25 protein-coding genes are annotated in these 24,442 nt (G+C 71.3%); 15 read left to right on the top strand and 10 right to left on the bottom strand.

The window, feature by feature from the left end; genetic code table 11:
* Positions 1 to 16: 16 nt before the first annotated feature.
* The 3 genes from fabG to ACH4F2_RS27475 all read left to right on the top strand — a co-directional run bounded on the left by fabG (position 17) and on the right by ACH4F2_RS27475 (position 2,020).
* The gene (gene fabG, locus ACH4F2_RS27485) at positions 17 to 721 is read left to right on the top strand and encodes a 3-oxoacyl-[acyl-carrier-protein] reductase (protein ID WP_398135428.1); all 705 of its coding nucleotides are present in this window, start codon (positions 17 to 19) and stop codon (positions 719 to 721) included.
* A gap of 5 nt (positions 722 to 726) precedes the next feature.
* Positions 727 to 1,494 (top strand): enoyl-ACP reductase FabI, encoded by a 768-nt coding sequence (gene fabI / locus ACH4F2_RS27480; RefSeq protein WP_398135427.1) that lies wholly within the window; start codon positions 727 to 729, stop codon positions 1,492 to 1,494.
* Positions 1,495 to 1,660: 166 nt separating this feature from the next.
* Positions 1,661 to 2,020 (top strand): hypothetical protein, encoded by a 360-nt coding sequence (locus tag ACH4F2_RS27475; RefSeq protein ID WP_398135426.1) that lies wholly within the window; start codon positions 1,661 to 1,663, stop codon positions 2,018 to 2,020.
* Here the strand turns inward: ACH4F2_RS27475 and ACH4F2_RS27470 are convergent.
* Complete coding sequence (locus tag ACH4F2_RS27470) at positions 1,998 to 2,690, bottom strand: FadR/GntR family transcriptional regulator (RefSeq protein ID WP_398135425.1); 693 nt, start codon at positions 2,688 to 2,690, stop codon at positions 1,998 to 2,000. The genes ACH4F2_RS27475 and ACH4F2_RS27470 overlap by 23 nt on opposite strands.
* Before the next feature lie 82 nt (positions 2,691 to 2,772).
* On the opposite strand from ACH4F2_RS27470, the gene ACH4F2_RS27465 reads away from it, so the two are divergent.
* The 4 genes from ACH4F2_RS27465 (at position 2,773) to ACH4F2_RS27450 (ending at position 5,504) form a co-directional block, all read left to right on the top strand.
* On the top strand, positions 2,773 to 4,191 hold the full coding sequence (locus ACH4F2_RS27465) for a CynX/NimT family MFS transporter (RefSeq protein WP_398135424.1): 1,419 nt from the start codon (positions 2,773 to 2,775) through the stop codon (positions 4,189 to 4,191).
* A gap of 195 nt (positions 4,192 to 4,386) precedes the next feature.
* Positions 4,387 to 4,503: an SGM_5486 family transporter-associated protein gene (locus ACH4F2_RS27460; RefSeq protein ID WP_121746300.1), complete on the top strand. Its 117-nt coding sequence runs from the start codon at positions 4,387 to 4,389 to the stop codon at positions 4,501 to 4,503.
* A 183-nt stretch (positions 4,504 to 4,686) separates the two neighbouring features.
* Positions 4,687 to 4,893 carry a hypothetical protein gene (locus tag ACH4F2_RS27455; protein ID WP_398135423.1) on the top strand — a complete coding sequence of 69 codons (207 nt, stop codon included), beginning with the start codon at positions 4,687 to 4,689 and terminating at the stop codon, positions 4,891 to 4,893.
* Between the two features lie 92 nt (positions 4,894 to 4,985).
* Complete coding sequence (locus tag ACH4F2_RS27450; RefSeq protein WP_398135422.1) at positions 4,986 to 5,504, top strand: SixA phosphatase family protein; 519 nt, start codon at positions 4,986 to 4,988, stop codon at positions 5,502 to 5,504.
* 101 nt (positions 5,505 to 5,605) lie between these two features.
* Here the strand turns inward: ACH4F2_RS27450 and serB are convergent, their stop codons facing one another.
* Positions 5,606 to 6,850: a phosphoserine phosphatase SerB gene (gene serB / locus ACH4F2_RS27445; RefSeq protein ID WP_398135421.1), complete on the bottom strand. Its 1,245-nt coding sequence runs from the start codon at positions 6,848 to 6,850 to the stop codon at positions 5,606 to 5,608.
* 406 nt (positions 6,851 to 7,256) lie between these two features.
* Positions 7,257 to 9,224, bottom strand: a complete 1,968-nt coding sequence (locus ACH4F2_RS27440; protein ID WP_398135420.1) for a streptophobe family protein — start codon at positions 9,222 to 9,224, stop codon at positions 7,257 to 7,259.
* A gap of 240 nt (positions 9,225 to 9,464) precedes the next feature.
* Here ACH4F2_RS27440 and ACH4F2_RS27435 point away from each other — a divergent pair, with 240 nt between their 5' ends.
* Positions 9,465 to 12,035 carry an FHA domain-containing protein gene (locus ACH4F2_RS27435; RefSeq protein WP_398135419.1) on the top strand — a complete coding sequence of 857 codons (2,571 nt, stop codon included), beginning with the start codon at positions 9,465 to 9,467 and terminating at the stop codon, positions 12,033 to 12,035.
* A 116-nt stretch (positions 12,036 to 12,151) separates the two neighbouring features.
* Here the strand turns inward: ACH4F2_RS27435 and ACH4F2_RS27430 are convergent, their stop codons facing one another.
* From ACH4F2_RS27430 to ACH4F2_RS27420, 3 genes are all read right to left on the bottom strand, one after another.
* A complete protein-coding gene (locus ACH4F2_RS27430; protein ID WP_398135418.1) occupies positions 12,152 to 12,862 on the bottom strand; it encodes a transglycosylase SLT domain-containing protein in 711 nt (236 codons plus the stop codon).
* Positions 12,863 to 13,139: 277 nt separating this feature from the next.
* On the bottom strand, positions 13,140 to 14,315 hold the full coding sequence (locus ACH4F2_RS27425) for an S-adenosylmethionine:tRNA ribosyltransferase-isomerase (RefSeq protein WP_398135417.1): 1,176 nt from the start codon (positions 14,313 to 14,315) through the stop codon (positions 13,140 to 13,142).
* The gene (locus ACH4F2_RS27420) at positions 14,312 to 15,010 is read right to left on the bottom strand and encodes an SDR family NAD(P)-dependent oxidoreductase (protein ID WP_398135416.1); all 699 of its coding nucleotides are present in this window, start codon (positions 15,008 to 15,010) and stop codon (positions 14,312 to 14,314) included. Before ACH4F2_RS27420 ends, ACH4F2_RS27425 begins: the two co-directional genes overlap by 4 nt.
* Positions 15,011 to 15,229: 219 nt before the next feature.
* Here ACH4F2_RS27420 and ACH4F2_RS27415 point away from each other — a divergent pair, with 219 nt between their 5' ends.
* The 3 genes from ACH4F2_RS27415 (at position 15,230) to chpE (ending at position 17,457) form a co-directional block, all read left to right on the top strand.
* Positions 15,230 to 16,408, top strand: a complete 1,179-nt coding sequence (locus ACH4F2_RS27415; RefSeq protein WP_398135415.1) for a GAF domain-containing sensor histidine kinase — start codon at positions 15,230 to 15,232, stop codon at positions 16,406 to 16,408.
* Positions 16,401 to 17,042 carry a response regulator gene (locus ACH4F2_RS27410; RefSeq protein WP_398135414.1) on the top strand — a complete coding sequence of 214 codons (642 nt, stop codon included), beginning with the start codon at positions 16,401 to 16,403 and terminating at the stop codon, positions 17,040 to 17,042. The genes ACH4F2_RS27415 and ACH4F2_RS27410 overlap by 8 nt, the downstream gene beginning before the upstream one ends.
* Before the next feature lie 169 nt (positions 17,043 to 17,211).
* The gene (gene chpE / locus ACH4F2_RS27405) at positions 17,212 to 17,457 is read left to right on the top strand and encodes a chaplin ChpE (RefSeq protein ID WP_398135413.1); all 246 of its coding nucleotides are present in this window, start codon (positions 17,212 to 17,214) and stop codon (positions 17,455 to 17,457) included.
* Positions 17,458 to 17,761: 304 nt separating this feature from the next.
* On the opposite strand, the gene ACH4F2_RS27400 is transcribed toward chpE, so the two are convergent.
* Positions 17,762 to 18,601 (bottom strand): hypothetical protein, encoded by an 840-nt coding sequence (locus ACH4F2_RS27400; RefSeq protein ID WP_398135412.1) that lies wholly within the window; start codon positions 18,599 to 18,601, stop codon positions 17,762 to 17,764.
* A gap of 152 nt (positions 18,602 to 18,753) precedes the next feature.
* Here ACH4F2_RS27400 and ACH4F2_RS27395 point away from each other — a divergent pair, with 152 nt between their 5' ends.
* The 3 genes from ACH4F2_RS27395 to ACH4F2_RS27385 all read left to right on the top strand — a co-directional run bounded on the left by ACH4F2_RS27395 (position 18,754) and on the right by ACH4F2_RS27385 (position 21,156).
* Entirely contained in the window at positions 18,754 to 19,551 is a 798-nt protein-coding gene (locus tag ACH4F2_RS27395; protein ID WP_279566094.1) for an ABC transporter ATP-binding protein, read from the top strand.
* A 54-nt stretch (positions 19,552 to 19,605) separates the two neighbouring features.
* Entirely contained in the window at positions 19,606 to 20,037 is a 432-nt protein-coding gene (locus ACH4F2_RS27390; RefSeq protein ID WP_398135411.1) for an NfeD family protein, read from the top strand.
* A gap of 168 nt (positions 20,038 to 20,205) precedes the next feature.
* Positions 20,206 to 21,156 carry an SPFH domain-containing protein gene (locus tag ACH4F2_RS27385; RefSeq protein WP_398135410.1) on the top strand — a complete coding sequence of 317 codons (951 nt, stop codon included), beginning with the start codon at positions 20,206 to 20,208 and terminating at the stop codon, positions 21,154 to 21,156.
* An 81-nt stretch (positions 21,157 to 21,237) separates the two neighbouring features.
* On the opposite strand, the gene ACH4F2_RS27380 is transcribed toward ACH4F2_RS27385, so the two are convergent.
* The 3 genes from ACH4F2_RS27380 to ACH4F2_RS27370 all read right to left on the bottom strand — a co-directional run bounded on the left by ACH4F2_RS27380 (position 21,238) and on the right by ACH4F2_RS27370 (position 23,313).
* Entirely contained in the window at positions 21,238 to 21,744 is a 507-nt protein-coding gene (locus tag ACH4F2_RS27380; protein WP_398135409.1) for an HNH endonuclease, read from the bottom strand.
* Positions 21,745 to 21,941: 197 nt separating this feature from the next.
* Entirely contained in the window at positions 21,942 to 22,481 is a 540-nt protein-coding gene (locus tag ACH4F2_RS27375; protein WP_398135408.1) for a YbhB/YbcL family Raf kinase inhibitor-like protein, read from the bottom strand.
* Positions 22,482 to 22,530: 49 nt separating this feature from the next.
* A complete protein-coding gene (locus tag ACH4F2_RS27370) occupies positions 22,531 to 23,313 on the bottom strand; it encodes a sporulation protein (protein ID WP_398135407.1) in 783 nt (260 codons plus the stop codon).
* A gap of 145 nt (positions 23,314 to 23,458) precedes the next feature.
* Here ACH4F2_RS27370 and ACH4F2_RS27365 point away from each other — a divergent pair, with 145 nt between their 5' ends.
* On the top strand, positions 23,459 to 24,100 hold the full coding sequence (locus ACH4F2_RS27365; RefSeq protein WP_398135406.1) for a DNA-3-methyladenine glycosylase: 642 nt from the start codon (positions 23,459 to 23,461) through the stop codon (positions 24,098 to 24,100).
* Positions 24,101 to 24,442: the final 342 nt, after the last annotated feature.

Raw genomic sequence — 24,442 nt, 5'->3', positions numbered from 1 at the left:
TCGAAAGGGTGATCCGTTGAGCCGCTCGGTTCTCGTCACCGGAGGCAACCGGGGCATCGGCCTCGCCATCGCCCGCGCTTTCGCCGACGCCGGCGACAAGGTCGCGATCACGTACCGCTCGGGTGAGCCCCCTGAGGGTTTCCTCGCCGTCAAGTGCGACATCACCGACAGCGAGCAGGTGGAGCAGGCCTACAAGGAGATCGAGGAAACCCACGGTCCCGTCGAGGTCCTGGTCGCCAACGCCGGCATCACCAAGGACCAGCTCCTGATGCGCATGTCCGAGGAGGACTTCACCTCCGTCCTCGACACCAACCTCACCGGCACCTTCCGCGTCGTCAAGCGTGCCAACCGCGGCATGCTGCGCGCCAAGAAGGGCCGCGTCGTGCTCATCTCGTCGGTGGTCGGACTGCTCGGCTCCGCGGGGCAGGCGAACTACGCCGCCTCCAAGGCGGGCCTGGTCGGCTTCGCGCGTTCCCTCGCCCGTGAGCTGGGTTCGCGCAACCTCACCTTCAACGTCGTCGCGCCCGGTTTCGTCGACACCGACATGACCCGGGAGCTCACCGAGGAGCAGCAGACGAAGATCCTTGCGCAGGTGCCGCTCGGCCGGTACGCGCAGGCGGAGGAGATCGCCGCGACGGTGCGGTTCCTCGCCTCGGACGACGCCTCGTACATCACTGGAGCCGTCATCCCCGTTGACGGCGGACTGGGAATGGGTCACTGATCACCATGAGCGGAATTCTCGAGGGCAAGCGTGTCCTGATCACCGGTGTGCTGACGGAGGCCTCCATCGCCTTCCACACCGCCAAGCTGGCTCAGGAGCAGGGCGCCGAGGTCATCCTGACCGCGTTCCCGCGGCCCACGCTGACCGAGCGCATCGCCAAGAAGCTGCCCAAGCCCGCCAAGGTCATCGAGCTGGACGTCACCAACGACGAGCACCTCGGGCGCCTGGCCGACATCGTCGGCGAGGAGCTGGGCGGCCTCGACGGCGTCGTCCACTCCATCGGCTTCGCCCCGCAGGACGCGCTGGGCGGCAACTTCCTGAACACGCCGTTCGAGTCGGTCGCCACCGCCATGCACGTCTCGGCGTACTCCCTGAAGTCGCTGACCATGGCCTGCCTGCCGCTGATGCAGAACGGCGGCTCGGTCGTCGGCCTCACCTTCGACGCGCAGTTCGCCTGGCCGCAGTACGACTGGATGGGCCCGGCCAAGGCCGCGCTGGAGGCCACCAGCCGTTACATGGCCCGTGACCTGGGCAAGCAGAACATCCGCTGCAACCTGGTCTCGGCGGGCCCGCTCGGCTCCATGGCCGCCAAGTCCATCCCGGGCTTCAGTGACCTGGCCGCCGTGTGGGACAGCCGTTCCCCGCTGGAGTGGGACCTGAAGGACCCGGAGCCCGCCGGCCGCGGTGTCGTCGCACTGCTGAGCGACTGGTTCCCGAAGACCACGGGCGAGATCGTCCACGTCGACGGTGGTCTGCACGCCATCGGCGCCTGACCGGTCGTCTCTCCAGGGCCCGCGTCCACCAGGGTGCGGGCCCTTGGCGTGTCACCCGTTCGGCTCAGTCGGCCGGGCGGCGCGGCGGCCGGCGGCACACGCTGGAGTACGGGTTCACCACGCGCTTTCCCTCCCCAGTTCCCCGTACGGCCGAGGAGGTCCCCCTGTGCGTCTGCTTTCCCGCCTGGCCTCAGTGACCGCCGCCCTCGGCTGCGTGCTGTTCCTGCCGTACGAAGCGGTGTCCCACGCGCTCGTGCCCACCGGGGACTCCGGGGACTCCGCGCCGGTGGAGCCGTTCGGCGCCGAGTGCATGGTCCGCGTCGACGACTCCCACGTGACCGCTCACTGCCACAACCCGTACCCGGAGACCGACCACGTGCGCCTGCACGTCGAGTGCGCCCGCTGGTGGGACCTCGACAGCGACGGCTCGGCGGTTCTGGCGGCGCCCGCGCTGACCGTACGTCTGGAGGGGCGGTGCTGGAAGGAGGTCCAGGCGGCGTGGGTCAGCCACCAGCGGGCGCGCTGATCCGGCCGGGACGGCACAGGAACGGATAGCCGGCCGCCTCCTGGGCGGCCGTCACCGTGTCCCCCGCGCGGATCGCGTCGACCAGCCGCGTGTGGTCCATGTGTGTCTCCGGCGTCAGCTCGCCGCCGACGTCCACGCGCAGCCAGTCCCGCATGACCTCGCCCAGATCCGCGTACATCGCGGTCATCACGTCGTTGTGCGAGGCGGCCACGACGGCCAGGTGGAAAGTCGCGTCCGCCGTCACGAACGCCTCCGTGTCGCCCGACTCCCAGGCCTCCTCGCGACGCACCAGCAGCGTGTCGAGCTGCTTGAGGTCCTTCTCCGTGCGCCGCTCGGCGGCGAGCCGGGCGGCGGCGGACTCCAGCGTGGAACGCAGCTCGGCGATGTGCCGGGGGTCGGCCTCGGCGAAACGGCGCTGCATCACGCCCGCCAGCTCGCTGGTCGCCACGACGTACGTGCCGGAGCCCTGGCGGATGTCCAGCAGACCGTTGTGGGCGAGCGCGCGGACCGCCTCACGGACCGTGTTCCGGGCGACACCGAGCTGTTCGACCAGTTCGGGCTCCGTCGGGATGCGAGACCCGACCGGCCACTCGCCCGAGGCGATCTGCTGACGCAGTGCCGCGATGACCTGCTCGGACAGTGCCGAACGGCGGGGATGGCTCAGGGGCATGGCTCACCTTCGCACGCGAGTCCCGGGGACGGACAGCCACCGGATGAACGCCGGGATGGACAACCAATCATCCCATGATTCTATGATGGGTCTCATGGCTAGTGACGAAACCCGGACGGGGACTCGGACGGAAACCGTGAAGTCCACGACCCCCGGCGAGGCGGCCGCACGCGACGACGCCCGGGTACCCCACGAGGCGTCCGGGGCGCCCGGCACGCGCGCGTGGACGACGTGGACGACCCGCCTGCTGCTCCTCGGCATCGTCCTGGCCGCGCTCAACCTGCGCCCCGCCATCACGAGTCTGGGCGCGCTCCTGGAGGAGGTCCGCGACGGGCTCGGCATGAGCGGCAGCGTGGCCGGGCTCCTGACCTCCGTGCCCCCGCTCTGCTTCGCCGTCTTCGGGGTCACCGCCCCCCGGCTGGCCCGCCGCTTCGGGCCGGGCGCGGTGGTCTGCGCGGGCATGGTGGCCATCGCCGCGGGCCTGCTCATACGCCCGTACGCCGGCGGCACGGCCGGCTTTCTCGCCGCCACCGCCCTCGCGCTGATGGGCATCGCGGTCAGCAACGTCCTGATGCCGGTCATCGTCAAGCGCTTCTTCCCCGACCGGGTCGGCTCCATGACCGGCCTGTACTCGATGGCGCTCGCCTTCGGCACCTCGATCGCCGCCGCGGCGACCGTGCCCGTGACGAACGCGCTGGGCGGCAACTGGCAGCCCGGCCTCGCGGTGTGGGCCGTGCTGGCGGCGGCGGCCGTCCTGCCGTGGATCCCGTTCGTACGCGAACGCAGGACACCGTCCACGCTCGCGCCCGCCCCGGACGGGGCCGACGAGGCCGGCAAGGCCGACGAGGGCGCTGGGGAGCATGCCGCCGCGCGTCGTGCGGACCGGCCGGCGGAGCGGCCCGCCGAGCAGCCCCCGCTGCGGATCACCCGCAGCCGCACGGCCTGGGCCCTCGCCGTCTTCTTCGGTCTCCAGGCCACCGCCGCCTACATCACGATGGGCTGGATGGCACAGATCTTCCGGGACGCGGGTGTGTCCGCCGGCACCGCCGGGCTGCTGCTCGCCGTCATCATGATGATGGGCGTGCCGCTCGCCTTCGTCATCCCGCGCGTGGCCACCCGCCTGCCCCACCAGGGCCCGATCGTGCTGGTACTGGGCGTGTGCGGGCTCGCCGGATACGCCGGCCTGTACTTCGCGCCGGCCGGCGGCGCCTGGGCCTGGGCCCTGCTGCTCGGCGTCTCCAACTGCGCCTTCCCGCTCGCGCTGACCATGGTCGGGATGCGGGCCAGGACGGGAGCGGGCGTCGCCCAGCTGTCCGCCTTCGCGCAGAGCACCGGCTACCTGATCTCCATCCCGGGGCCGCTGCTGGTGGGCGTGCTCTACCAGCACAGCGGCGGCTGGGGCCTGCCGATCGCGCTGATGAGCGCCCTGATGGTGCCGCAGATGCTGGTGGGCTTCCTGGCGGGACGCGACCGCACGGTGGAGGAGGAGGCGGCCCGCTGACCCCGGCAGAGGCGTGCTGAGGCCTGCGCAGGCCCGCTGACTCCGGCAGGGGCGTGCTGAGGCCTGCGGAGGCCCGCTGACTCCGGCAGGGGCTTGCTGACTCCGGAAAGCGGCCCGCTGACCCGGGCAGAGCCCCGCTGACTCCTGAAGCGGCCCGCCCGCCCCGGTGCGGGTGACGGATGCGAGACTTGCGGCATGCCAGTCCTCGACCCGAACCCCCAGCACGGCCAGAAGAAGATGCTGTACGTCTTCGGTGGCTTCCTCGCGATCTTCGTGATCATCGGCATCATCGCGACGATCGCCTCACCGTGATCCCCCCTCGTCCGCCCGATGGTGGGGTTAACCCCCCCATCCCCTAGGGGGTGAGGGTCAGGGTCAAGTGGGTGGACCTCCGGATGGGTTGGAGCCCGCGGATTCCGTAGTTTCGAGATGTGCCCGTCACAGGCGGGCCGCGGAGCACGGACCAGGGACGTTCGAAGACCAGCGGAGGCACTCATGTCGGCCCCTACCCACATCCGGCCTCCCCAGACGACCCGGGGCGGCGTCGAGATCCGGCTTCCCTGGTGGGCCCTCGCCCTTCCCGTGCTCGCCTTCGTGGCGCTGCTCCTGCTGATACTCAATCCCGTGGAGGCCCACGCCACCGCCGGCGAACCCGAGATCGCCCACCTCCTGGAGCGGGTGCGGCAGCTGATCGCGCGCTGAGGCCGGACCGGAGCCCCGGATCCGCTTCAGGCGGTGAATCCGCATGTCAACTCCCTGCGCCCTGTGGCCTGTTTCATGCGAAGCTGGATGCCATGAGCGTCGCAGACCCCCGCAGGATTGTCCTTTTCCGGCATGCGAAAGCCGACTGGCCACAGGTGACCGACCACGAGCGGCCGCTCGCCGATCGGGGCCGCAAGGACGCCGCAGAGGCCGGGCGCAGGCTCGCGGACACCGGAGTCCCCTTCGACCAGGCCCTGTGCTCCACCTCGGTCCGGACCCGCGAGACCTGGAAGCTCGCCGTCGCGGAGTTCCCTCAGCGGCCGAAAACCGTCTACGAGGAGCGGATCTACGAGGCCTCGCCCGGCGAGCTGATCGCCCTGCTCAACGAGACCCCCGACGACCTGCGGAACGTGCTGGTGATCGGCCACAACCCGGGCATGGAAGCACTCGCCGAGATCCTGTCCGGCTCGGCCGAGGACGACGTCCGGGAGCGGATGGGCCACCGGGGCTTCCCGACCGCGGCCTTCGCCGTCCTGACCTTCACCGGTTCCTGGAAGGACGTGGAGCCGGGCGCTGCCTCCCTGGTCGACTACTGGGCGCCGACCGACTGATCCGGCTCCGCGCGACAGGGCCCGGCACCCGGACGGTCCGGGCCCTCGCCGTACGAGGCGCCGGGCCGGGGCGGGTCAGATCCGCGCCGGGCCGGGGCGGGTCAGATCCGGTCGAGGGGCAGGCCCACGGCCTCGCCGAGACCCTCGTCCAGCGTGTCCGCCGCCTCGACCTCCTCGCGGGTGATGCCGAGCAGATACAGCACCGTGTCCAGGAAGGGCACGTTCACCGCGGTGTGCGCTGCCTCGCGCACCACCGGCTTGGCGTTGAAGGCGACCCCGAGCCCGGCCGCGTTCAGCATGTCCAGGTCGTTGGCGCCGTCCCCGATCGCCACGGTCTGCGACAGCGGTACGCCCGCCTCGGCCGCGAAGCGGCGCAGCAGCCGGGCCTTGCCCGCCCGGTCCACGATCTCCCCGGTGACCCGGCCGGTCAGCCTGCCGTCGACGATCTCCAGCGTGTTGGCCTGGGCGAAGTCCAGCCCCAGCCGCTCCTTCAGATCATCGGTGACCTGGGTGAAGCCGCCGGAGACGACCCCCACCTGGTAGCCGAGCCGTTTCAGCGTACGGATCAGGGTGCGGGCACCCGGCGTCAGCCGTACCTCGCCGCGTACCTTCTCCACCACGGAGGCGTCCAGCCCCGCCAGCAGTGCCACGCGCGCGTGCAGCGACTGCTCGAAGTCCAGCTCCCCGCGCATCGCGGCCGCCGTCACCTCGGCGACCTCGTCCTCGCAGCCGGCGTGCGCGGCGAACAGCTCGATGACCTCGTCCTGGATCAGCGTGGAGTCCACGTCCATCACGACCAGGCGCTGCGCCCGCCGGTGCAGCCCCGCCGAGACGACCGCGACGTCCACACCGAGCGCCGCGGCCTCGGTGGCCAGCGCGGTGCGAAGCGGCTCGGTCTCCACGCCGGACACCGCGAACTCGACGGCGGTCACCGGGTACTTGGCCAGCCGGAAGATGCGGTCGATGTTGCTGCCGGACTCGGTGATCCGGGCCGCTATGGCGGCCGTCGCCTCCGCGGTGAGCGGGTGGCCGAGCACCGTGACCAGGGAGCGGCCGAGACCGCGCGGCCGGTTGTCGCCGATGCCGGAGATGATCTCCGCCTGCAGCTTCAGTGACTCCGCCCAGCTGTGGACGGTCGCCCGCAGACCGCCCTCCAGGCTCCGGGGCGGCTCGGTCACGAGCGCGCACAGCACGATCCGGCCACGGGTGACGACCTGCTCGATGTCGACCACGTCGACGGAGTAGGCGGCGAGGGTGTCGAACAGGCCGGCCGTGATGCCCGGTCGGTCCTTGCCGAAGATCTTGACGAGAAGCGTGGGAACGTCAGAGGTCTGCGAAGCGCTCATGGTCCTACAACCGTATCCGGCACTCGGTGCCTCCCGCCCCCGAGGTCCGCCTGACGGACACGACACCCGAGGTGGCACTGGAAGCGAGGGCGGTGAAATCGGTGGTCCCTCACCTCCGGCGAGCACGTCGGGCTCCACGGTACCCACGTAGACGGAACCAGCGGGCGCTTTGTGGGGTCGCGGTCGGTGGCCTGCTTCGTGTCCGACCGCTTCACCGTCGGCTCCGGCGCCGCGGGCGGCGGGGGAGGGGACGGCCGTCCGCGGAGGGAGGCCGTTCGGCGGCCAGGGCCGTGCCGGGCGCGGAGGTCGCCGGGGAGCTCAAGAACGGCGGCTCCGGCCCCCCGAGGTCCGGTGGCATCCGGGGCTGGGGCGGCCACGCGGCCGGCCCCGTCCGCGTACGGCCTTCCTACTGCCCGTCCCTGGGCCGCCGCGGTGGCGCCGGAGGCGGGGGAGGCGGAGGCGGAGGCCCTTCGCCCCACCGGGACGGCGGCCGGCCCCCTGGCCGTTCCCCGGGCCGCGGAGGCCGCCGCGGCGGTCCCGGCCGCGGCCCCAGCGGCCCGGCCACCGTAGGGGCGCCGTACACGTCGTCGCCGGATTGCCGCTCGTGGCTGTCGGGCTGCTGCCCCGCGCTCTCGGGCCACCGGCCCACGCGCCCGTCCCCCTGCCCCGTGCCGCCGGGCGGCCGGGCGCCGGAATCGGGCCGCCCGGCGCCCGGCTCCCGCCCCGCACCGGACGGTGGCGGAGGGCACGACCCCGCCGGCCGCGCATCCTCCGGTTCCCCCGCTCCTGTCCCCGCCGCCGGTCCCGCTCCTGCCTCCGCCGCCCCTTCCCGCGGTCGCAGGTACGGATTGGTGCCGGGGCCGGGCGGCCGGTGCGGCGCGCCCGGCCGGTACGGCCCCGAGGGCGGCGGCCCCGCGTACGCCGTACCGCCGGCGCTCTCGTCGACCCCGCCCGCGACACCCACCCCCGCCGCCTCGGCACCCCGTGCCAACGCCGTCGCCCCCGACCCGGCCGCCCCGCTCGCCCGCGCCAGCAACGCCCCGGCGGCCCCCGCCCCCGCGCCCCACACGGCACCCAGCAGCAGCGCCGTACCGAGGTGTCCGCGCAGGTCGATGCCCGCACCGAAGGCGTCGACGCCGAGCACCGACAGCGAGGCGTCCACGGACACCTCCGTCAACCGGACCAGCAGGGACAGCGACAGCGCGGTCACGACGCCCAGCCGTACGGCGCACCGCCCGGCGAAGGCCGCAGAGCGTGCCTCGTCCCGCGCCACGGGTGTCCGTACCGCCGTCAGCACCCCGGCCAGCAGCATCATCAGCGCCGCCGCCACCCCGAGCAGCCACACCCTTTCGTCCAGCTCCGCCAGCCGCCCGAGCGTGACCGGATCCTCGGCGCCGGCGCTCAGCAGTTCGTCCAGCGGAGCCGGGAGAACCCCGACCAGCTCACCGGTGGCCCGCCCGTCCCACGGCACGAACAGTCCGATCGGAACACCGAGCCACACCCCGTTCGGCGCGCCCAGCAGCGCGGCCCCCGCGATCCGCCGCGGATGGTCGTCGCCGATCGCCGCGTAGGCCGCCGCCGCGAAGCCGGCCGCCACCGCCGTCAGCGCCACCGTGACCAGGGCGGACACGGCCGGCCGGACCACCCGGTGCACGGCCTCGAACCCGCGCGGCAGGGGAGTGCGGCGCGATGCCAGCAGCGCGATCAGCAGGACCCCGGCCGACCAGACCAGGCCGCCCAGCAGCGTCGGCGCGGTGTCGACCGTGAAGCCGACGGCGGCCTCGGCCTCGACGAGGTCACCGATCCGGCCGGGCAGCAGCCCGCCGATGTCGCCCACGTCGCCGAGCCCCGGAATCTCAAGACCACCGCCCCCGCCGCCAGGCAGGTCGTCGAGCCCGAGCGAGCCGCCGTCGATCGTGATGACGTCGTGACCCGCCCAGGCCAGTCCGCCCATCATCCCCACGAACAGGGCGATCACCGCGCCCGCGCGCGCGAGGAGTTCGGCGGGTGAGACCACGACTCCGGCCGCCCGCAGGGACCGCAGGAAGAAGAACGACAGCAGCAGCGCCCCGACCAGCCCCACGCCCAGTGGCGTGATCTCAATGGCCGTGTGCGCCTGCGCACCCTTCAGCCCGAACGCGGACACGTCACCGGCCGGTGTGACCGAACCGCCCGCGCCGAGCGCCACGACCGCCGCGGTCATCGGGCCCAGTGAGCCCGCCGCGTCCGCGTCGAGCAGACGCAGACCGAGCGCCGCCGTTCCCGCCATGCCGATCAACGCCCAGCTCACGGAGGCGATCGCGGACAACAGGACGTCCCCCCACGGCACCTTGGGGCCGTGCTCCTCGGATCCGACGCTCGTGGACGCGCTCATGGCAGACCCCCCGATCCGCTGCGCGGCCCAGTTGCCGCGCATGTCCCCCTCGCGTGGAATACCACTCTCCGGGCAGGTTTCAACCTCGTCAACGGGAACGGCCGATGGGTGCCTACGCGGTTTTCACAAGGCCCGACTTTCGGTCAGGGGGCCGAGCCTGAAATAGTTCCCCCCGATGTTCGACATCCCTAGACTCCCCGCGACGGGGGTACATCGGGGGACAACTCAGTGGGGCATGGAGTGCCGGAACTCGTACTGGAATCCAATGGACGGACCTGGACGCTCGATCCGTCCCGGTCATACGCGCTCGGACGCGATCCGCAGGGGGAGCTTGTCTTCGACGACGCCAGGGTCTCCTGGCGGCATGCCACGATCAGTTTCAACGGCCGCAGTTGGGTCGTGGAGGATCACGGCAGTACCAACGGCACGTTCGTGCACGGGCAGCGCATCCAGCAGATGGAGCTCGGCGCAGGCACGGTGGTGAACCTGGGCAACGCGACCGACGGACCGCGTCTGAACCTGACCGGCGCTCAGGCCGCCGCCGGCACGCCGCAGGCCGCCCAGCAGCAGCCGTACGCCGCTCAGGGCGCGAACCCGGGCTGGGCGCAACAGGCACCGGCCCAGGAGCCGCCGCGGCAACAGGCACCGGCACAGGGGCCGCCGCCGCAGCAGGCACCGCAGCACGGGCAGCAGCAGGCCGGCTGGCAGCAACAGCCGCAGCAGGGTGCACCGCACTTCCCCCAGCAGCAGGGGTCCGGTGGCGCGGCGGGGGCGCCGCCGGTCTACGGCGATCGCAGCCCGACCACGTTCCACCAGTTCTCGCTCGGCCGCGTGATGCGCATCGGCCGTGCCCTGGAGAACGACCTGGTCGTCTCCGACCTCCAGGTCTCCCGCCATCACGCGGAGTTCCACTCGACGCCCGACGGGCGCATGGAGATCCGCGACCTCGGCTCGCACAACGGCACGTACGTCAACGGCCAGCCGATCACCAAGGGCGGCTCCCAGCTGCTCGGCCCGACCGACATCGTGGGCGTCGGCCACTCGACGTTCCAGATCGTCGGGGACCGGCTCGAGGAGTTCGTCGACACCGGTGAGGTGTCCTTCTCCGCCCGCCACCTGACCGTCACGGTCGACGGCGGCAAGCAGATCCTCAAGGACGTCTCCTTCGGCGTGCCCGAGAAGTCGCTGATCGCGGTCATCGGCCCGTCCGGCTCCGGCAAGTCGACCCTGCTCAAGGCGCTCACCGGGTACCGGCCCGCCGACCAGGGCGAGGTCCTCTACGACAACCGGAACCTGTACAAGCAGTTCGCCGAGCTGCGCCAGCGCATCGGTCTGGTCCCGCAGGACGACATCCTGCACAAGGAGCTGACCGTCAAGAAGGCCCTCAAGTACGCGGCCAAGCTCCGCTTCCCGGCCGACACCACGGGCGCCGAGCGCGAGGCCCGCATAGACGAGGTGCTGCGCGAGCTCAAGCTGGACATCCACAAGGACAAGAAGGTCACCTCCCTGTCCGGCGGTCAGCGCAAGCGCGTGTCCGTCGCCCTGGAGCTGCTCACCAAGCCGTCGCTGATCTTCCTGGACGAGCCGACTTCCGGCCTCGACCCGGGCATGGACCGCGACGTCATGCAGCTGCTGCGCGGCCTCGCCGACGACGGCCGCACCGTCCTGGTCGTCACCCACTCGGTGGCCGAGCTGGCGATCTGCGACAAGCTGCTGGTGATGGCGCCGGGCGGCTCGGTCGCCTACTTCGGCCCGCCGGAGGAGGCGCTGAACTTCTTCGGCTACGACACCTGGGCCGACGTCTTCTCCGCCTTCGAGAACTACCGCGACTACGACTGGGCGGGCCGCTGGAAGGGCTCGCAGCACTACCAGATGTACGCCGCGGACATCGACGCCGTCGCGCCGCAGTCCGTACAGGTGCCGGCGATGCAGGCGATGAAGCCGCCGAAGCCGCAGGGCTGGATGTCCCAGTTCGTCACGCTGGTACGGCGCTACACCTCGGTGATCGTCTCCGACAAGGGCTTCCTCGCCCTGATGGTGATCCTGCCGGCCGTGCTCGGCGCGGTGAGCCTGCTCATCGACGCCGACAAGGGCCTGCTGCCCAATCCCGCCAACCCGCAGACCGGCCGGATCATTCCCAACGGCACCGCCACCACGGTCCTGCTGATACTCGCGGTCGGCGCCTGCTTCGCCGGCGCGGCCAACTCCGTCCGTGAGCTGATCAAGGAACGGGTCATCTACGAGCGGGAGCGCGCGACCGGCCTGTCCCGGTCCGCGTACCTGATGTCCAAGGTCTTCGTGCTCGGCGTGATCACCGTGCTGCAGGGGCTGCTGGTCGGCGTCATCGGCTTCGTCAACCGGGAGATCCCGGAGGAGGGGCTGATCCTCGGAGGGCTGACACTCCTCGAGCTGTCCCTGCCGATCATGGCGCTGGGCTTCACCTCGATGATGTTCGGCCTGATCATCTCCTCGCTGGTGAAGACCGCCGAGAAGACCATGCCGCTGCTGGTCATGTTCGCGATCATCCAGGTCGTCTTCACCGGCTGCCTCTTCGCCCTGCACGGAGCGGTCGGCGTCAACCAGTTCTCGTACCTGATGCCGTCGCGCTGGGCGGTCGCCGCGGCCGGCGCCACGCTGGACTTCAACAGGATCAGTCCGCCGGAGAAGGGCGCCGAGGCGGATCCGCTGTGGGAGCACACCGTCGGCGCCTGGGGCCTGAACATGGCCGCGCTGATCGTCCTCGGCGTGATCTGCGGCTTCTTCGTGGCCCGCTTCCTGCGCCGCCACGAGCCCGAGGTCATGCGCAAGTAGCCCGCGCGTGCGCGAGTGACCCGCGGCCGAGACGCCCCGAAGGGCGGCACCCCCTCAGGAGGGTGCCGCCCTTCGGCGTTCGGCTTCGAGCCGGCGTGAAGAGGTCCGCGCTGACCTCAGTACGCGCTGTCGACGTTGTCCATGGTGCCGTACTTGTCCGCGGCGTAGTTGCAGGCGGCGACGATGTTGGCGACCGGGTCGTAGATGTTCTTGGAGGTGCCGGGCACGTGGTAGGCCTCGAACGTCGGCGGGATGACCTGGAGCAGGCCCTTGGACGGGATGCCGTTGATGGCGTTGATGTCCCAGTCGTTGATGGCCTTCGGGTTGCCGGAGGACTCCCGCATGATGTTGCGGTGGATGCCCTCGTAGGTACCCGGGATGCCGTGCTTCTTCATGATGTCCCGGGCCTCGCGGATCCAGCCGTCGAGGTTGTCGGAGTAGCTCTTCGTCGAGACCTGCTTGGCCTCGACGCGCTTGGCGGACCGGCTCGCGGTCTCCTTGGCCGCACGCTTCTCCACGGCCTTCTCGGCGGTGGCCTTCTTGGCGGTGGCCTTGGTGGCCGCCTCCTGCTTCGCCTCGATGGAGGCGACCTTCTGGCCGGCACCGGCGAGCTGGCCGGTGACACCGGCGTGCACGTCCTGGATCTGCTCGGTGCTGTACGCCACCTTGGCCGTCGGAGCGGCCTCGCTCGTGGTCGTCTGGCCGCTGGCGGGGACCGCGGTGAGCGCGACGGCGGCGGCGCCGAGCGTGCCGACACCGGCGATCGCGAGCTTGTGGGTGCGGTTCAGGGGACGACTGTGACCACGGGTGAAGATGTTCTTGGGCATGGCGGGATAGACCTCTTCGATAGCGCGGAGGTCGCTCTCGTCCGGTGGGGACAGTTGGTGCTTCCGGCACAAACGCCGCGGGACGACACCCGCCGCGTTGAGCGACGAGAGCAATTCTTAGCGGCCGCAAAATCCGGAGGCAAAGGTGTGACGTACGATCCGAGGTAGTGGATCAGGGAGGGGTGAAACGGGGCAGATAGGACTGTCTGCCCCGGTCAAAACGGACGAGTCGTTCTCCTACTCTTCTTCGTACGTGACGTGCGCCCTATGCGGGGGCTCACATCGACCCCCCGCTGTTCTCACCGTTGGTTGCTGGAGCAATGCAATCCGTGAGGGCCTGCGTGCCGCACTGCGGCAGGAGGAGATGGACGTCCCCGAACTCGTGCCACAGGTAGCGACCGAGCACCGCCGCCTCGTACCCACGGTCGATCGCCGCCCGCCCCGCCACCGCCTCCAGCATCAGCAGATGCGAGGCCTCGGGCTCGTGCAGCCCCGTCAGCAGCCCGTCCACCACCCGCACCCCGCGCTCCGGAGTCACGACCAGATCGGTCCACCCCGCCCGGGCCCGTACGACCCCGTCGGCACCGGCCGCCGACTCCACCGCCCGCACGGCCGTCGTCCCCACCGCCACCACCCGCCCGTCACCGGCCCCGGCGGCGTTGATCAGGCGCGCCGACGCCTCCGGCACGGAGAACCGCTCCGGATACGGCGGCTCGTGCGCCTGAGCCGAAGCCACCCCCGTGTGCAGCGTCACCGGCGCGAACTGCACCCCCCGGCTCACCAGCTCCGCCACCAGCCGCGCGGTGAAGGGCCGCGCCGCGCTCGGCATCTCCGCGCTGCCCGACCCGTCCGCGGACGGCAGCGCGAACACCGTCTGGTACGCGGACAACGGCTGGTCCCGCTCCGTATAGGAGTAGCGAATCGGCCGCCCGTGCTCCCGCAGCAGCACGGGCACCTCCGCTCCCGACACCCGTGCCCACCACAACCGGTCCCCGCGCGTACTCAGCGGCTCCTCCAGCACCAGCCGCGCACCGCCGGGCAGCCGCACCCCGGTCCCCTGCTGCCCTCCCCTCCGTCTCCCGCCCCCCTTCGCAGGAAGCACGTCCCGCCCTACCGCTTCCCCTGTCTCCGCACGCGCGCGCGTGGTGCCCCGCCCGTCGGGATCCCGCAGCTCCACCGCCCACCGGCCGTCGTCCCCGCGCGTGGAGAAGTGCACCACCACGCGCGCGTGCCCGACGCGCCCGTCGACGGCGGCCGCCAGCGTGGCCGACGTGTTGACGACCAGCAGATCGCCGGCCCGCAGCAGACCCGGCAGCTCGCCGAACACGTGATGCGACACCTCGGTGCCACGCGACACGAGCAGCCGTACGCCGTCCCGGTCCAGTCCGGGCCCGCGCTGCTCGGCGGGCACCCGCGCCGACAGCTCCTTCGGAACGTGCAGCGTCGGCGTCATCGCACTCCCTCCAGCAGCGCCGGAGCCCCGTAGCGGCCGCCGGCCGGCCGCTCGTCCAGGAGCCTGAGCAGCGCCGGGACGACGCTCACCGGATCGGGCCGCGGACCGTCGTCGTCCGGTACGGCCGCCGCGTACAGGTCCGTGGCCATGTCCCCGGGATCGACCGCCCAGACCCGCAGCCCCGGCTCCTCCGCGCCCAGCACCGCCGCCAGCTGGTCCAGAGCCGCCTTGGACGCCCCGTAGCCGCCCCACGTCTCGTACGCCTCCGCCGCGGCGTCCGAGCTGACCGTCAGCACCGCGCCCGCCGGAGCCGCCCGCAGCGACGGCAGCGCCTCCTGGACCAGGCCCAGCGCGGCCACGACGTTCACCTCCAGTGCCCGCCGCAGGCCGTCGAGCGGCAGCTCCTCCAGCCGCACCAGCGGCTCCGCACCCAGCGCGCTCGCGTTACTGACCAGCAGGTCCACCCCACCCAGCCGCCGGGCCGCCGCCACCAGCCCGGCCCGGTGCCCGGCGTCGGTGACGTCCCCGGCCAGCGCCGTCACGCGCGTGCCGTACGCCCCCACAGCCGCCGCGGTCCCCTTGAGCACCTCCGGTGTCCTGGCGTCGAGCACCAGGTCCCAGCCCCGTGCCGCCAGGGCCTCGGCCAGCGCCCGGCCCAGTCCCTTCGAAGCCCCCGTGATGATCGCAACCGGCATGACACACGTCCCCTCGTCGTCCAACGCCACCTGATCGGCCCGGCGTGGTCCTCAACGTAGGAATCGGGGCCGCACCGGCACCTCGGGCACGGGCCGCAACCGGGCAGGGCCCTTCGCCCTAGGACCGACGGGCGGGACCTCGGTCCTAGGCCCGCCGCCCTAGGCAACGGCGGTCACAGGTCCGATCCCGGTGTCACACCCCGCCGGTACCGTGAGGGCATGAGTCACGGCCCCCGGTCCGGCCTCGCCGCGGTGAGCTCCGCGCTGCTGGCCATGAGCAGGCACCTCGAGGTGCGCGACGTCCTCAAGACGATCGTCGCCTCGGCCCGCGAGCTGCTCGACGCGCAGTACGCGGCGCTCGGCGTCCCCGACGACCACGGTGGCTTCGCCCAGTTCGTGGTCGACGGTGTCAGCGAGGAGCAGTGGAAGGCCATCGGCCCCCTGCCGCGCCAGCACGGCATCCTCGCCGCGATGCTGCACGAGGCCACGCCCGAGCGCCTCGCCGACGTCCGCGAGGACCCCCGCTTCGGCGGCTGGCCGTCCGCCCACCCCGACCTGGTCGACTTCCTGGGCCTTCCCATCCGCGACGGCGACGAGGTCCTCGGGGCCCTGTTCCTCGCCAACAAGCTGCGCCCTGTGGGGGGACGCCCCCCACACCCCCCGTGTCCGAAACCGCAGGGCACCTGCGGTTTCACCCCGGACGACGAGGAACTGCTGGGCATCCTCGCCCAGCACGCCGCGATCGCCCTCACCAACGCCCGCCTGTACGAACGCAGCCGCGAACTGACCATCGCCGAGGAGCGCTCCCGCCTCGCCCACGAACTGCACGACGCGGTCAGCCAGAAGCTGTTCTCGCTGCGCCTGACCGCCCAGGCCGCCACCGCTCTGGTCGACCGCGACCCCGCGCGCGCCAAGGGCGAGCTGCAACAGGTCGCCGCGCTCGCCGCGGAAGCCGCCGAGGAGCTGCGCGCCGCCGTCGTCGAGCTGCGCCCCGCCGCCCTGGACGAGGACGGACTCGTCGCCACCCTGCGCACCCAGATCCAGGTACTCGACCGCGCCCACACCGCGCGCGTGACCTTCGCCGGCCACGGGGTCAAGGCCCTGCCCGCCGCGCAGGAGGAGGCGATGCTGCGCGTCGCCCAGGAGGCGCTGCACAACGCTCTTCGTCACGCCGCGGCGGAACACGTCGACGTGACCCTGCACCGGCGCGGTACCGGAGCCGTGCTGCGCGTCACCGATGACGGCGGCGGCTTCGATCCGCACGCGGTGCGCCGCGCGGGACGCCACCTGGGCCTCGTCTCCATGCGGGACCGGGCAGCGGGCGCGGGCGGCAGGCTGAGCGTGCAATCGGCGCCCGGCAAGGGCACCACGATCGAGATGGAGGTACCCGGTGGCTGACGCAATCAAGGTGCTGATCGTCGACGACCACCAGGTGGTCCGCCGGGGCCTGCGCACCTTCTTGGAGGTGCAGGACGACATCGAGGTGGTGGGCGAGGCGGCGGACGGCGCCGAGGGGGTCGACCGCGCCGAGGAGCTGAAACCCGACGTGATCCTCATGGACGTCAAGATGCCGGGCATGGACGGCGTCGAGGCGCTGCGCAGACTCCGCGAGCTGGACAACCGCGCGCGGGTGCTGGTCGTCACCAGCTTCACCGAGCAGCGCACGGTGGTCCCGGCCCTGCGGGCGGGTGCGGCCGGGTACGTCTACAAGGACGTCGATCCCGACGCGCTGGCGGGCGCCATCCGCTCCGTCCACGCGGGCCACATCCTGCTCCAGCCCGAGGTCGCGGGCGCCCTGCTCTCCCAGGACGAGGGCAATTCCGGCCAGGGGAGAGCCGGAGCCCTCACGGAGCGGGAGCGTGAGGTACTGGCCCTGATAGCGGACGGCCGCTCCAACCGGGAGATCGCCCGCGCGCTCGTGCTCTCCGAGAAGACCGTCAAGACCCACGTCTCGAACATCCTGATGAAACTCGACCTCGCGGACCGTACCCAGGCCGCGCTGTGGGCGGTGCGCCACGGTGTGACCGGCTGATCCGTGACGGGCCGCCCCGTACGCGGCGGCGACCCGGAGGGTTCCCCTCCGGTCAGAGATTCATACCGTCGTGGGAATGTCCCCCATATGGCGCATCCTTCGAAGGGTCCGGCCGTTCTCCAGTGCGTGCTGCGGCGACTGCCGCGGCAATCGCAAGGAGGGCTTGTAAGTGAAGAACCTGAAGAAGGCAGCGGCCGTGACGATGGTGGCCGGCGGACTGATCGTCGCCGGCGCGGGCATGGCCTCCGCCACCGACGGCGCCGTCGCCCACGGCGAGGCCATCGGCTCCCCGGGCGTCGCCTCCGGCAACGTCGTCCAGGTGCCGGTCCACATCCCGGTGAACGCCGTCGGCAACAGCGTCAACGTCGTCGGCCTTCTGAACCCGGCCTTCGGCAACCTCGGCGTCAACCACTGACCCAGGCCGGCCACCAAGCCAACCACGGCCTCCCGGGCCTTCCCCCGGGAGGCCGGTCGCGTTCCCAGCCCCCCAGCTACGGCCAACCGCCCCCGGCTGGGTGCAGCCGCCCGCCGCCCCCCAGCTGCGGGCAGTCGTGCCGCTGGGGCGGCACGGGTGGGCGCAGCGGCACCCCGTCAGCGCCGGGCCGCGCGCCCCACCCCCGGCCCACGCAAACGCCGGCCACCCCTACGAGCCACGACACCGCACCCCGAGCGACATCGCCCCGCACAACCAAGCGACGCCCCCGTACAACCAAGGGACGTCACCGCACCCCCCGCTCCCGCTCCTCCACGACGGAGTTGTACGCCGCGACCTGCGCCCGCCGAGCCGTCCGCTCCACCGGCCGCAACGCCTCCCCCCGCGCCGCCATCTCGGACGCGCTCACCGCACCCCCGTGCCCGTTCTCGTACGCCAGTGACACCAACGCCCCCACCCGCTGCGCCAACTCCAGCACCCGCACCGCCCGCGGCGGATACCCCGGCGCCAGAACCTCGCGCCCCCGCCCGCCCGCCGCCCGGCCACCGCCCCTCATCGAGGCGCTGCGCGCCGCCCCGTCGACTCGCGCCCGGTAGGCCGCGATCGCCGCCTCCGCCACCGGCCCCGACCCGGCGACATCCAGCCGTGTCAGCACCTCCGTCGCGTCCCGCAACGCCTCTGCCAGCTCCCGCTCCGCCTCCCCGAGCGAGGGCACGTCGGCCGGCGGCGCCTCCCGCACCGGCAGGCAGTGCCAGACGACCTCGACGTGGACATCACCCTCGGGCCCGGCCTCGTACACCTCCGGCACCAGCCCGAGCGCCGCACCGTGACAGATCACCGCCTCCTCGGCCTCCAACGCCCGCGCGTTGAAGTCCGGCGGCCCGCTCAGCCCCAGCGGATGCCCGGGCGCGGGCAGCGCGACCCGCAGCCCGGTCGCCCCGAGCGCCCGCAGCCGCCCCAGCGCCAGTGTGAGACCGACCGGCGCCGATTCGCCGGGCAGCCCCTCCACCCGGTGCACAGCGTCCTCGCCGACCACGGCGAGCGCGGCGTCGTCCGGCGAGACCATTCCGGCAATAAGGGCATTTCCCCAGGCGGCAAGGCGCCCTGCGCGTGGTTCCGAGAGCATGCCCCCACCCTAAGGACCGGACCGATGGAACGGTGAAGCCGACCGGTGGCGTAGATTTCCTGGAGGGCCTGCGCCCACCGGCGCGGCGGCCCGAGCCACAGGCGTACGCGACAGCCGAGACCGGCCACAATGCAAGGGGAGACAACGCGCTCATGAGCGATGTTCTGGAGCTTCAGGACGTATCCGTGGTCCGCGAGGGCCGGGCTCTGGTGGACCAGGTCTCCTGGTCGGTGAAGGAGGGGGAGCGCTGGGTCATCCTGGGCCCCAACGGCGCCGGCAAGACCACCCTCCTCAATGTCGCGTCCAGCTACCTCTACCCCAGCAAGGGCACGGCCACCATCCTCGGCGAGACCCTCGGCGAGCCCGGCACCGACGTGTTCGAACTGCGCCCACGCATCGGCATGGCCGGCATCGCCATGGCCGACAAGCTGCCCAAGCGCCAGACCGTCCTGCAGACCGTACTGACCGCCGCCTACGGCATGACCGCCGGCTGGCAGGAGGAGTACGAGGACATCGACGAGCAGCGCGCCCGTGCCTTCCTCGACCGCCTCGGCATGACCGAGTACCTGGACCGGAAGTTCGGCACCCTCTCCGAGGGCGAGCGCAAGCGCACGCTGATCGCCCGTGCCCTGATGACCGACCCCGAGCTGCTCCTCCTCGACGAGCCGGCCGCCGGCCTCGACCTGGGCGGCCGCGAGGACCTCGTCCGCCGCCTCGGCCGCCTCGCCCGCGACCCGATCGCCCCCTCGATGATCATGGTCACCCACCATGTCGAGGAGATCGCCCCGGGCTTCACCCACGTCCTGATGATCCGTCAGGGCAAGGTGATGGCGGCAGGCCCGCTGGAGCTCGAACTCACCTCCCGCAACCTGTCCCTCTGCTTCGGGCTGCCGCTCGTCGTCGAGCAGGTCGGTGACCGCTGGACCGCTCAGGGGCTTCCTCTGTCCTGACCCGCCCCCCGTGCGCCCTGTCCCCGGTACGTCCGGCGGACCTACCATGACCACGTGAACGACATCGACGCATGGGTGTGGTGGCTCGTCGCCGCGGCAGGGCTCGGAATCCCGCTCGTCGTGACCGCGATGCCGGAGTTCGGGATGCTCGCAGTCGGCGCGGCCGCGGCCGCCGTCGCCTCCGGGTTCGGTGCTGACGTCGTCGTCCAGGTACTGGTCTTCGTCGTCGTCTCGGTCGCCCTCATCGCTGTCGTACGGCCCATCGCCTCCCGGCACCGTTCCCAACGGCCCCGACTCGCCACGGGAACGGAAGCCCTGAAGGGCAGGCAGGCCGTCGTACTGGAACGGGTCGACGGCTCCGGCGGCCGGATCAAGCTCGCCGGGGAGGTCTGGTCGGCACGCGCACTCGACACCGGACGCGTCTACGAGACGGGCGACGAAGTGGACGTCGTGGACATCGAGGGGGCCACGGCGATCATCATGTGACCGCGCCGGACGAAAGTGGACCGAACACCCTCCGAGGTACGCGACGGTCTGTCAGACTCGACCAGCAAGATCCTCAACAGCCGTAAGATCAGCAGTAGTCAGGGTCGCCAGTCAGGGCCAACGGGATCTGCCAGAGCGCCGAGGCGGAGAAGGGGACGGACAACCACGATGAAACCGGTCATCATCGTCTTGATCATCCTGGTGGTGTTGGTCTTCATCGCCCTGATCAAGACCATCCAGGTCATCCCACAGGCGAGCGCCGCCATCGTCGAGCGCTTCGGCCGGTACACGCGGACACTGAACGCGGGCCTCAACATCGTCGTCCCGTTCATCGACACCATCCGCAACCGCATCGACCTGCGCGAACAGGTCGTCCCCTTCCCGCCGCAGCCGGTCATCACCCAGGACAACCTGGTCGTCAACATCGACACGGTCATCTACTACCAGGTGACCGACGCCCGCGCCGCGACCTACGAGGTGGCCAGCTACATCCAGGCCATCGAGCAGCTGACCGTCACCACACTCCGCAACATCATCGGCGGCATGGACCTGGAGCGGACCCTGACCTCCCGCGAGGAGATCAACGCGGCCCTGCGCGGCGTCCTCGACGAGGCCACCGGCAAGTGGGGCATCCGCGTCAACCGCGTCGAACTCAAGGCCATCGAACCGCCCACCTCCATCCAGGACTCGATGGAGAAGCAGATGCGCGCCGACCGCGACAAGCGCGCCGCGATCCTCCAGGCCGAGGGCGTCCGGCAGTCCGAGATCCTGCGCGCCGAGGGCGAGAAGCAGTCCCAGATCCTGCGCGCGGAAGGTGAGGCCAAGGCCGCCGCCCTGCGCGCCGAGGGCGAGGCGCAGGCCGTCCGTACGGTCTTCGAGGCCATCCACGCCGGCGACCCGGACCAGAAGCTCCTGTCCTACCAGTACCTCCAGATGCTCCCGAAGATCGCCGAGGGCGACGCCAACAAGCTCTGGATCGTCCCCAGCGAGATCGGCGACGCCCTCAAGGGCCTGTCCGGCGCCATGGGCAACTTCGGTGGCATGGGCGGCGGTTCGGGCAGCGGCGGCGGCGCGAGCGTCCCGGCCCAGGAGCGGCGCGAGAAGCCGTCCATCGACTGACGGCATCACCCACTGCGCGGGTGGGGGCGCACTCCCCACCGGAGGTGCGCCCCCACCCGCGTGGCGGACTGCGGACGCGGGCTACGCGGCCGGCTGGGCCAGCCACTCCGGCAGAGCGTTGAAGTCGTCCTGCCCCAATGCCAGCAACATCGCGTCAGCAGGAGTCGGCTCGAACGGCACCCGGAGCAGCGGCATGTCCGCCTGCTCCGGCGTCCGGTTCGCTTTGCGGTGATTGTCCTCCGCGCACGAGGCGACCGTGTTCAGCCAGGTGTCCTGCCCACCGTGCGACCGCGGGACCACGTGGTCGACGGTCGTCGCCCGCCGCCCGCAGTACGCGCACCGGTGCCGGTCCCGGACCAGCACGCCACGCCTCGACCACGGGGCGCGTCTTCGGAAGGGCACCCGTACGTATTGGCACAGCCTGATCACCCGGGGCGCCGGTATGTCGAGGGCGGCTCCGCGCATCCGCAGTTCGGGGTGGGCCTGTTCGACGACGGCCTTGTCCTGGAGCACCAGAACGACGGCTCGATTCAGCGTCACCGTCGACAACGGCTCGAAGCTCGCGTTGAGTACCAGCGTGTCCCGCATACCAGCCCACCTCCCGTGCGCACCGGCCCACCCCCTGGCGGGCTGGGATCAACTCTGGCCGGGCACGCCGGGATGGACAACGCAATATCTGCTGCTCCTGCGGGGGACACGCCCCCACCACCCCCGCAACAAAAATGCCCGCCCCTGATCCATTCCAAGACCAGGGGCGGGCAAACGTTCCGTGAACGCCCGGAACGCTAACTCCCGGCGGGCACCTCGTACTCGCCGATCAGCTGGGCGCGCCCGATCGTGTGGAACCGCAGATTGAAACCGACGAACGCCGGGGTGCTCTCCGCGTCCGGCCCCAGCTTCTCCTGGTCCACGGCGTACACCGTGAACACATACCGGTGCGGCCCGTCACCGGCCGGCGGCGCGGCACCGCCGAAGTCCTTGCTGCCGAAGTCGTTGCGCGCCTGTACGGCCCCCTCCGGCAGCCCCTCGAACCCTCCGCTGCCCGCGCCCACCGGCAGCTCGGTCACCGAGGCCGGGATGTCGAACACCACCCAGTGCCAGAACCCGCTGCCGGTCGGGGCGTCCGGGTCGTAGCACGTCACGGCGAAACTCTTGGTCCCGGCGGGGAAGCCTTCCCACCGCAGCTGCGGCGAGGTGTTGCCGGCCGCGTGGACCTGAGCGTCCTTGAGCGTCGCGCCCTCCTGGACATCCTCGCTCGTGACCGTGAACGACGGCACGGGCGGGTGGAAGTCATGGGGGAGCGGACGCCGCTTGAGCTCGGTCACCTCGGTACCTCCTGATCGTTTGGTGCAGAGACGACCGAGCCTAGAACCCCTAGAACCAGTTGCGCTTGCTGCCGACCTCGGAGAGCCACTGGTTGAGGTACGCGACCCAGTCGGTGCCCTGGTAGTCGTTCAGCCCCACCTCGAAGGAACGGAACGTGTCGCTGCCCTCGCTGAACAGCCCCGGCTTCTTGTCCATCTCCAGCACGACGTCCATCGCCTGCGCGTCCGCCACGAAGCTCAGCTCGACCTGGTTCAGCCCGCGGTACTGCTGAGGCGGGAGGAACTCGATCTCCTGGTAGAAGGGCAGCTTCTGCCGCGTACCCCGGATGTGGCCGCGCTCCATGTCCGCGCTCTTGAAGCGGAAGCCGAGCTGGATGAACGCGTCCAGGATCGCCTTCTGCGCCGGCAGCGGGTGCACGTTGATCGCGTCCAGGTCACCGGAGTCCACGGCGCGCGCGATCTCCAGCTCCGTGGTCACGCCGATGTTCATCCCGCGCAGCGACTGCCCGTCGATCGTCGTGATCGGCGTCTCCCACGGAATCTCGAGCCCGAACTGCACCGCGTGCACCGCGTTCGCCTTCAGCTCGAAGGCACCGCCGAGCCGGCTCTTCGCGAACTCGATGTCCTGCTTGTACTCCTGGTCGCCGTTCTCCACCTCGACCTTGGCCTGCAGACCGACCGACAGCGCCTCGATCTGCTGGTCTACGGACCCGCCCTGGATCCGCACCTCGCCCTGGACGACACCGCCCGGAACGACGTTGACCTCGCTCAGCACGGTCTCGACCGAGGCCCCGCCGGCTCCCAGGCTCGCGAGCAGCTTCTTGAACGGCATGTCTCTCCCTCTCCAGGCATTGTGTGAACCCTTGATCCCTACAAACGCGATTCGGCCGTGGCCGGTTCCGCGCCCCGCAGCCCGGCAAGGCGGACGCCCTCTGAACACCCCGTGCACGATCCCGGCTGCGTTACGCTCGGACGGCATGATCGCGAGCCCCGACCGTACGCCTCTGCACAGAGATTTCTTCGACCGCCCCATCCTCGAGGTGGCTCCGGACCTCCTGGGCCGCATCCTGGTCCGTGACACCCCGGACGGTCCGATCGCCCTCCGCCTGACGGAGGTGGAGGCCTACGACGGCCAGAACGACCCCGGCTCCCACGCCTACCGCGGTCGCACACCCCGCAACGACGTGATGTTCGGTCCCCCCGGACACGTGTACGTCTACTTCACCTACGGCATGTGGTTCTGCATGAACCTGGTGTGTGGTCCTGAAGGCCGGGCGAGCGCTGTTCTGCTCCGCGCCGGCGAGATCATCGAGGGCGCCGAACTGGCCCGCTCCCGCCGGCTCTCCGCCCGCAATGACAAGGAACTGGCCAAAGGCCCCGCTCGTCTGGCCACCGCCCTGGGTGTGGACCGCGCCCTGAACGGCACGGACGCTTGTACGGCCGAGGACACCCCGCTGCGCATCCTGACCGGCGCCCCGGTCCCCCGCGACCAGGTACGCAACGGTCCGCGCACCGGCGTGGGCGGCGAGGGCGCCGTCCAGCCGTGGCGCTACTGGGTCGCCGACGATCCGACGGTCAGTCCGTACCGGGCTCATGTGCCGCGGCGACGCCGCAGTTGACTCTCCCTGGGGAGACACGTAATGTAGCCCGAGCCGCTTGACCCGGGTACGGCAATCGCCTGCAGCCGGAAGCGGTCAACCCACTACTTACGACTTCCCCTCTAGCGAGGGTAAATTCGACGTGTCCGCACGCTCGAATTCAAACTCGCAGGACTCGATTATGAGTCAACGAAGGAATCGGCTAAAGTAGTGGATGCCGAAAGGCCAACGGGCGAAAACCCAAAGGTCACGGCAACTCCCTCTGACTGGGAATCAGGGCCGAAAGGATCTGATAGAGTCGGAACCGCCGGAAAGGGAAACGCGAAAGCGAGAACCTGGAAAGCGCCGAGGAAATCGGATCGG

It is taken from the genome of Streptomyces sp. NPDC017890, from assembly GCF_044328675.1.
GTDB lineage: Bacteria > Actinomycetota > Actinomycetes > Streptomycetales > Streptomycetaceae > Streptomyces.
Note: the sequence above shows the minus strand (reverse complement) of the source record. Positions and strands in the feature narration are given on the sequence as shown.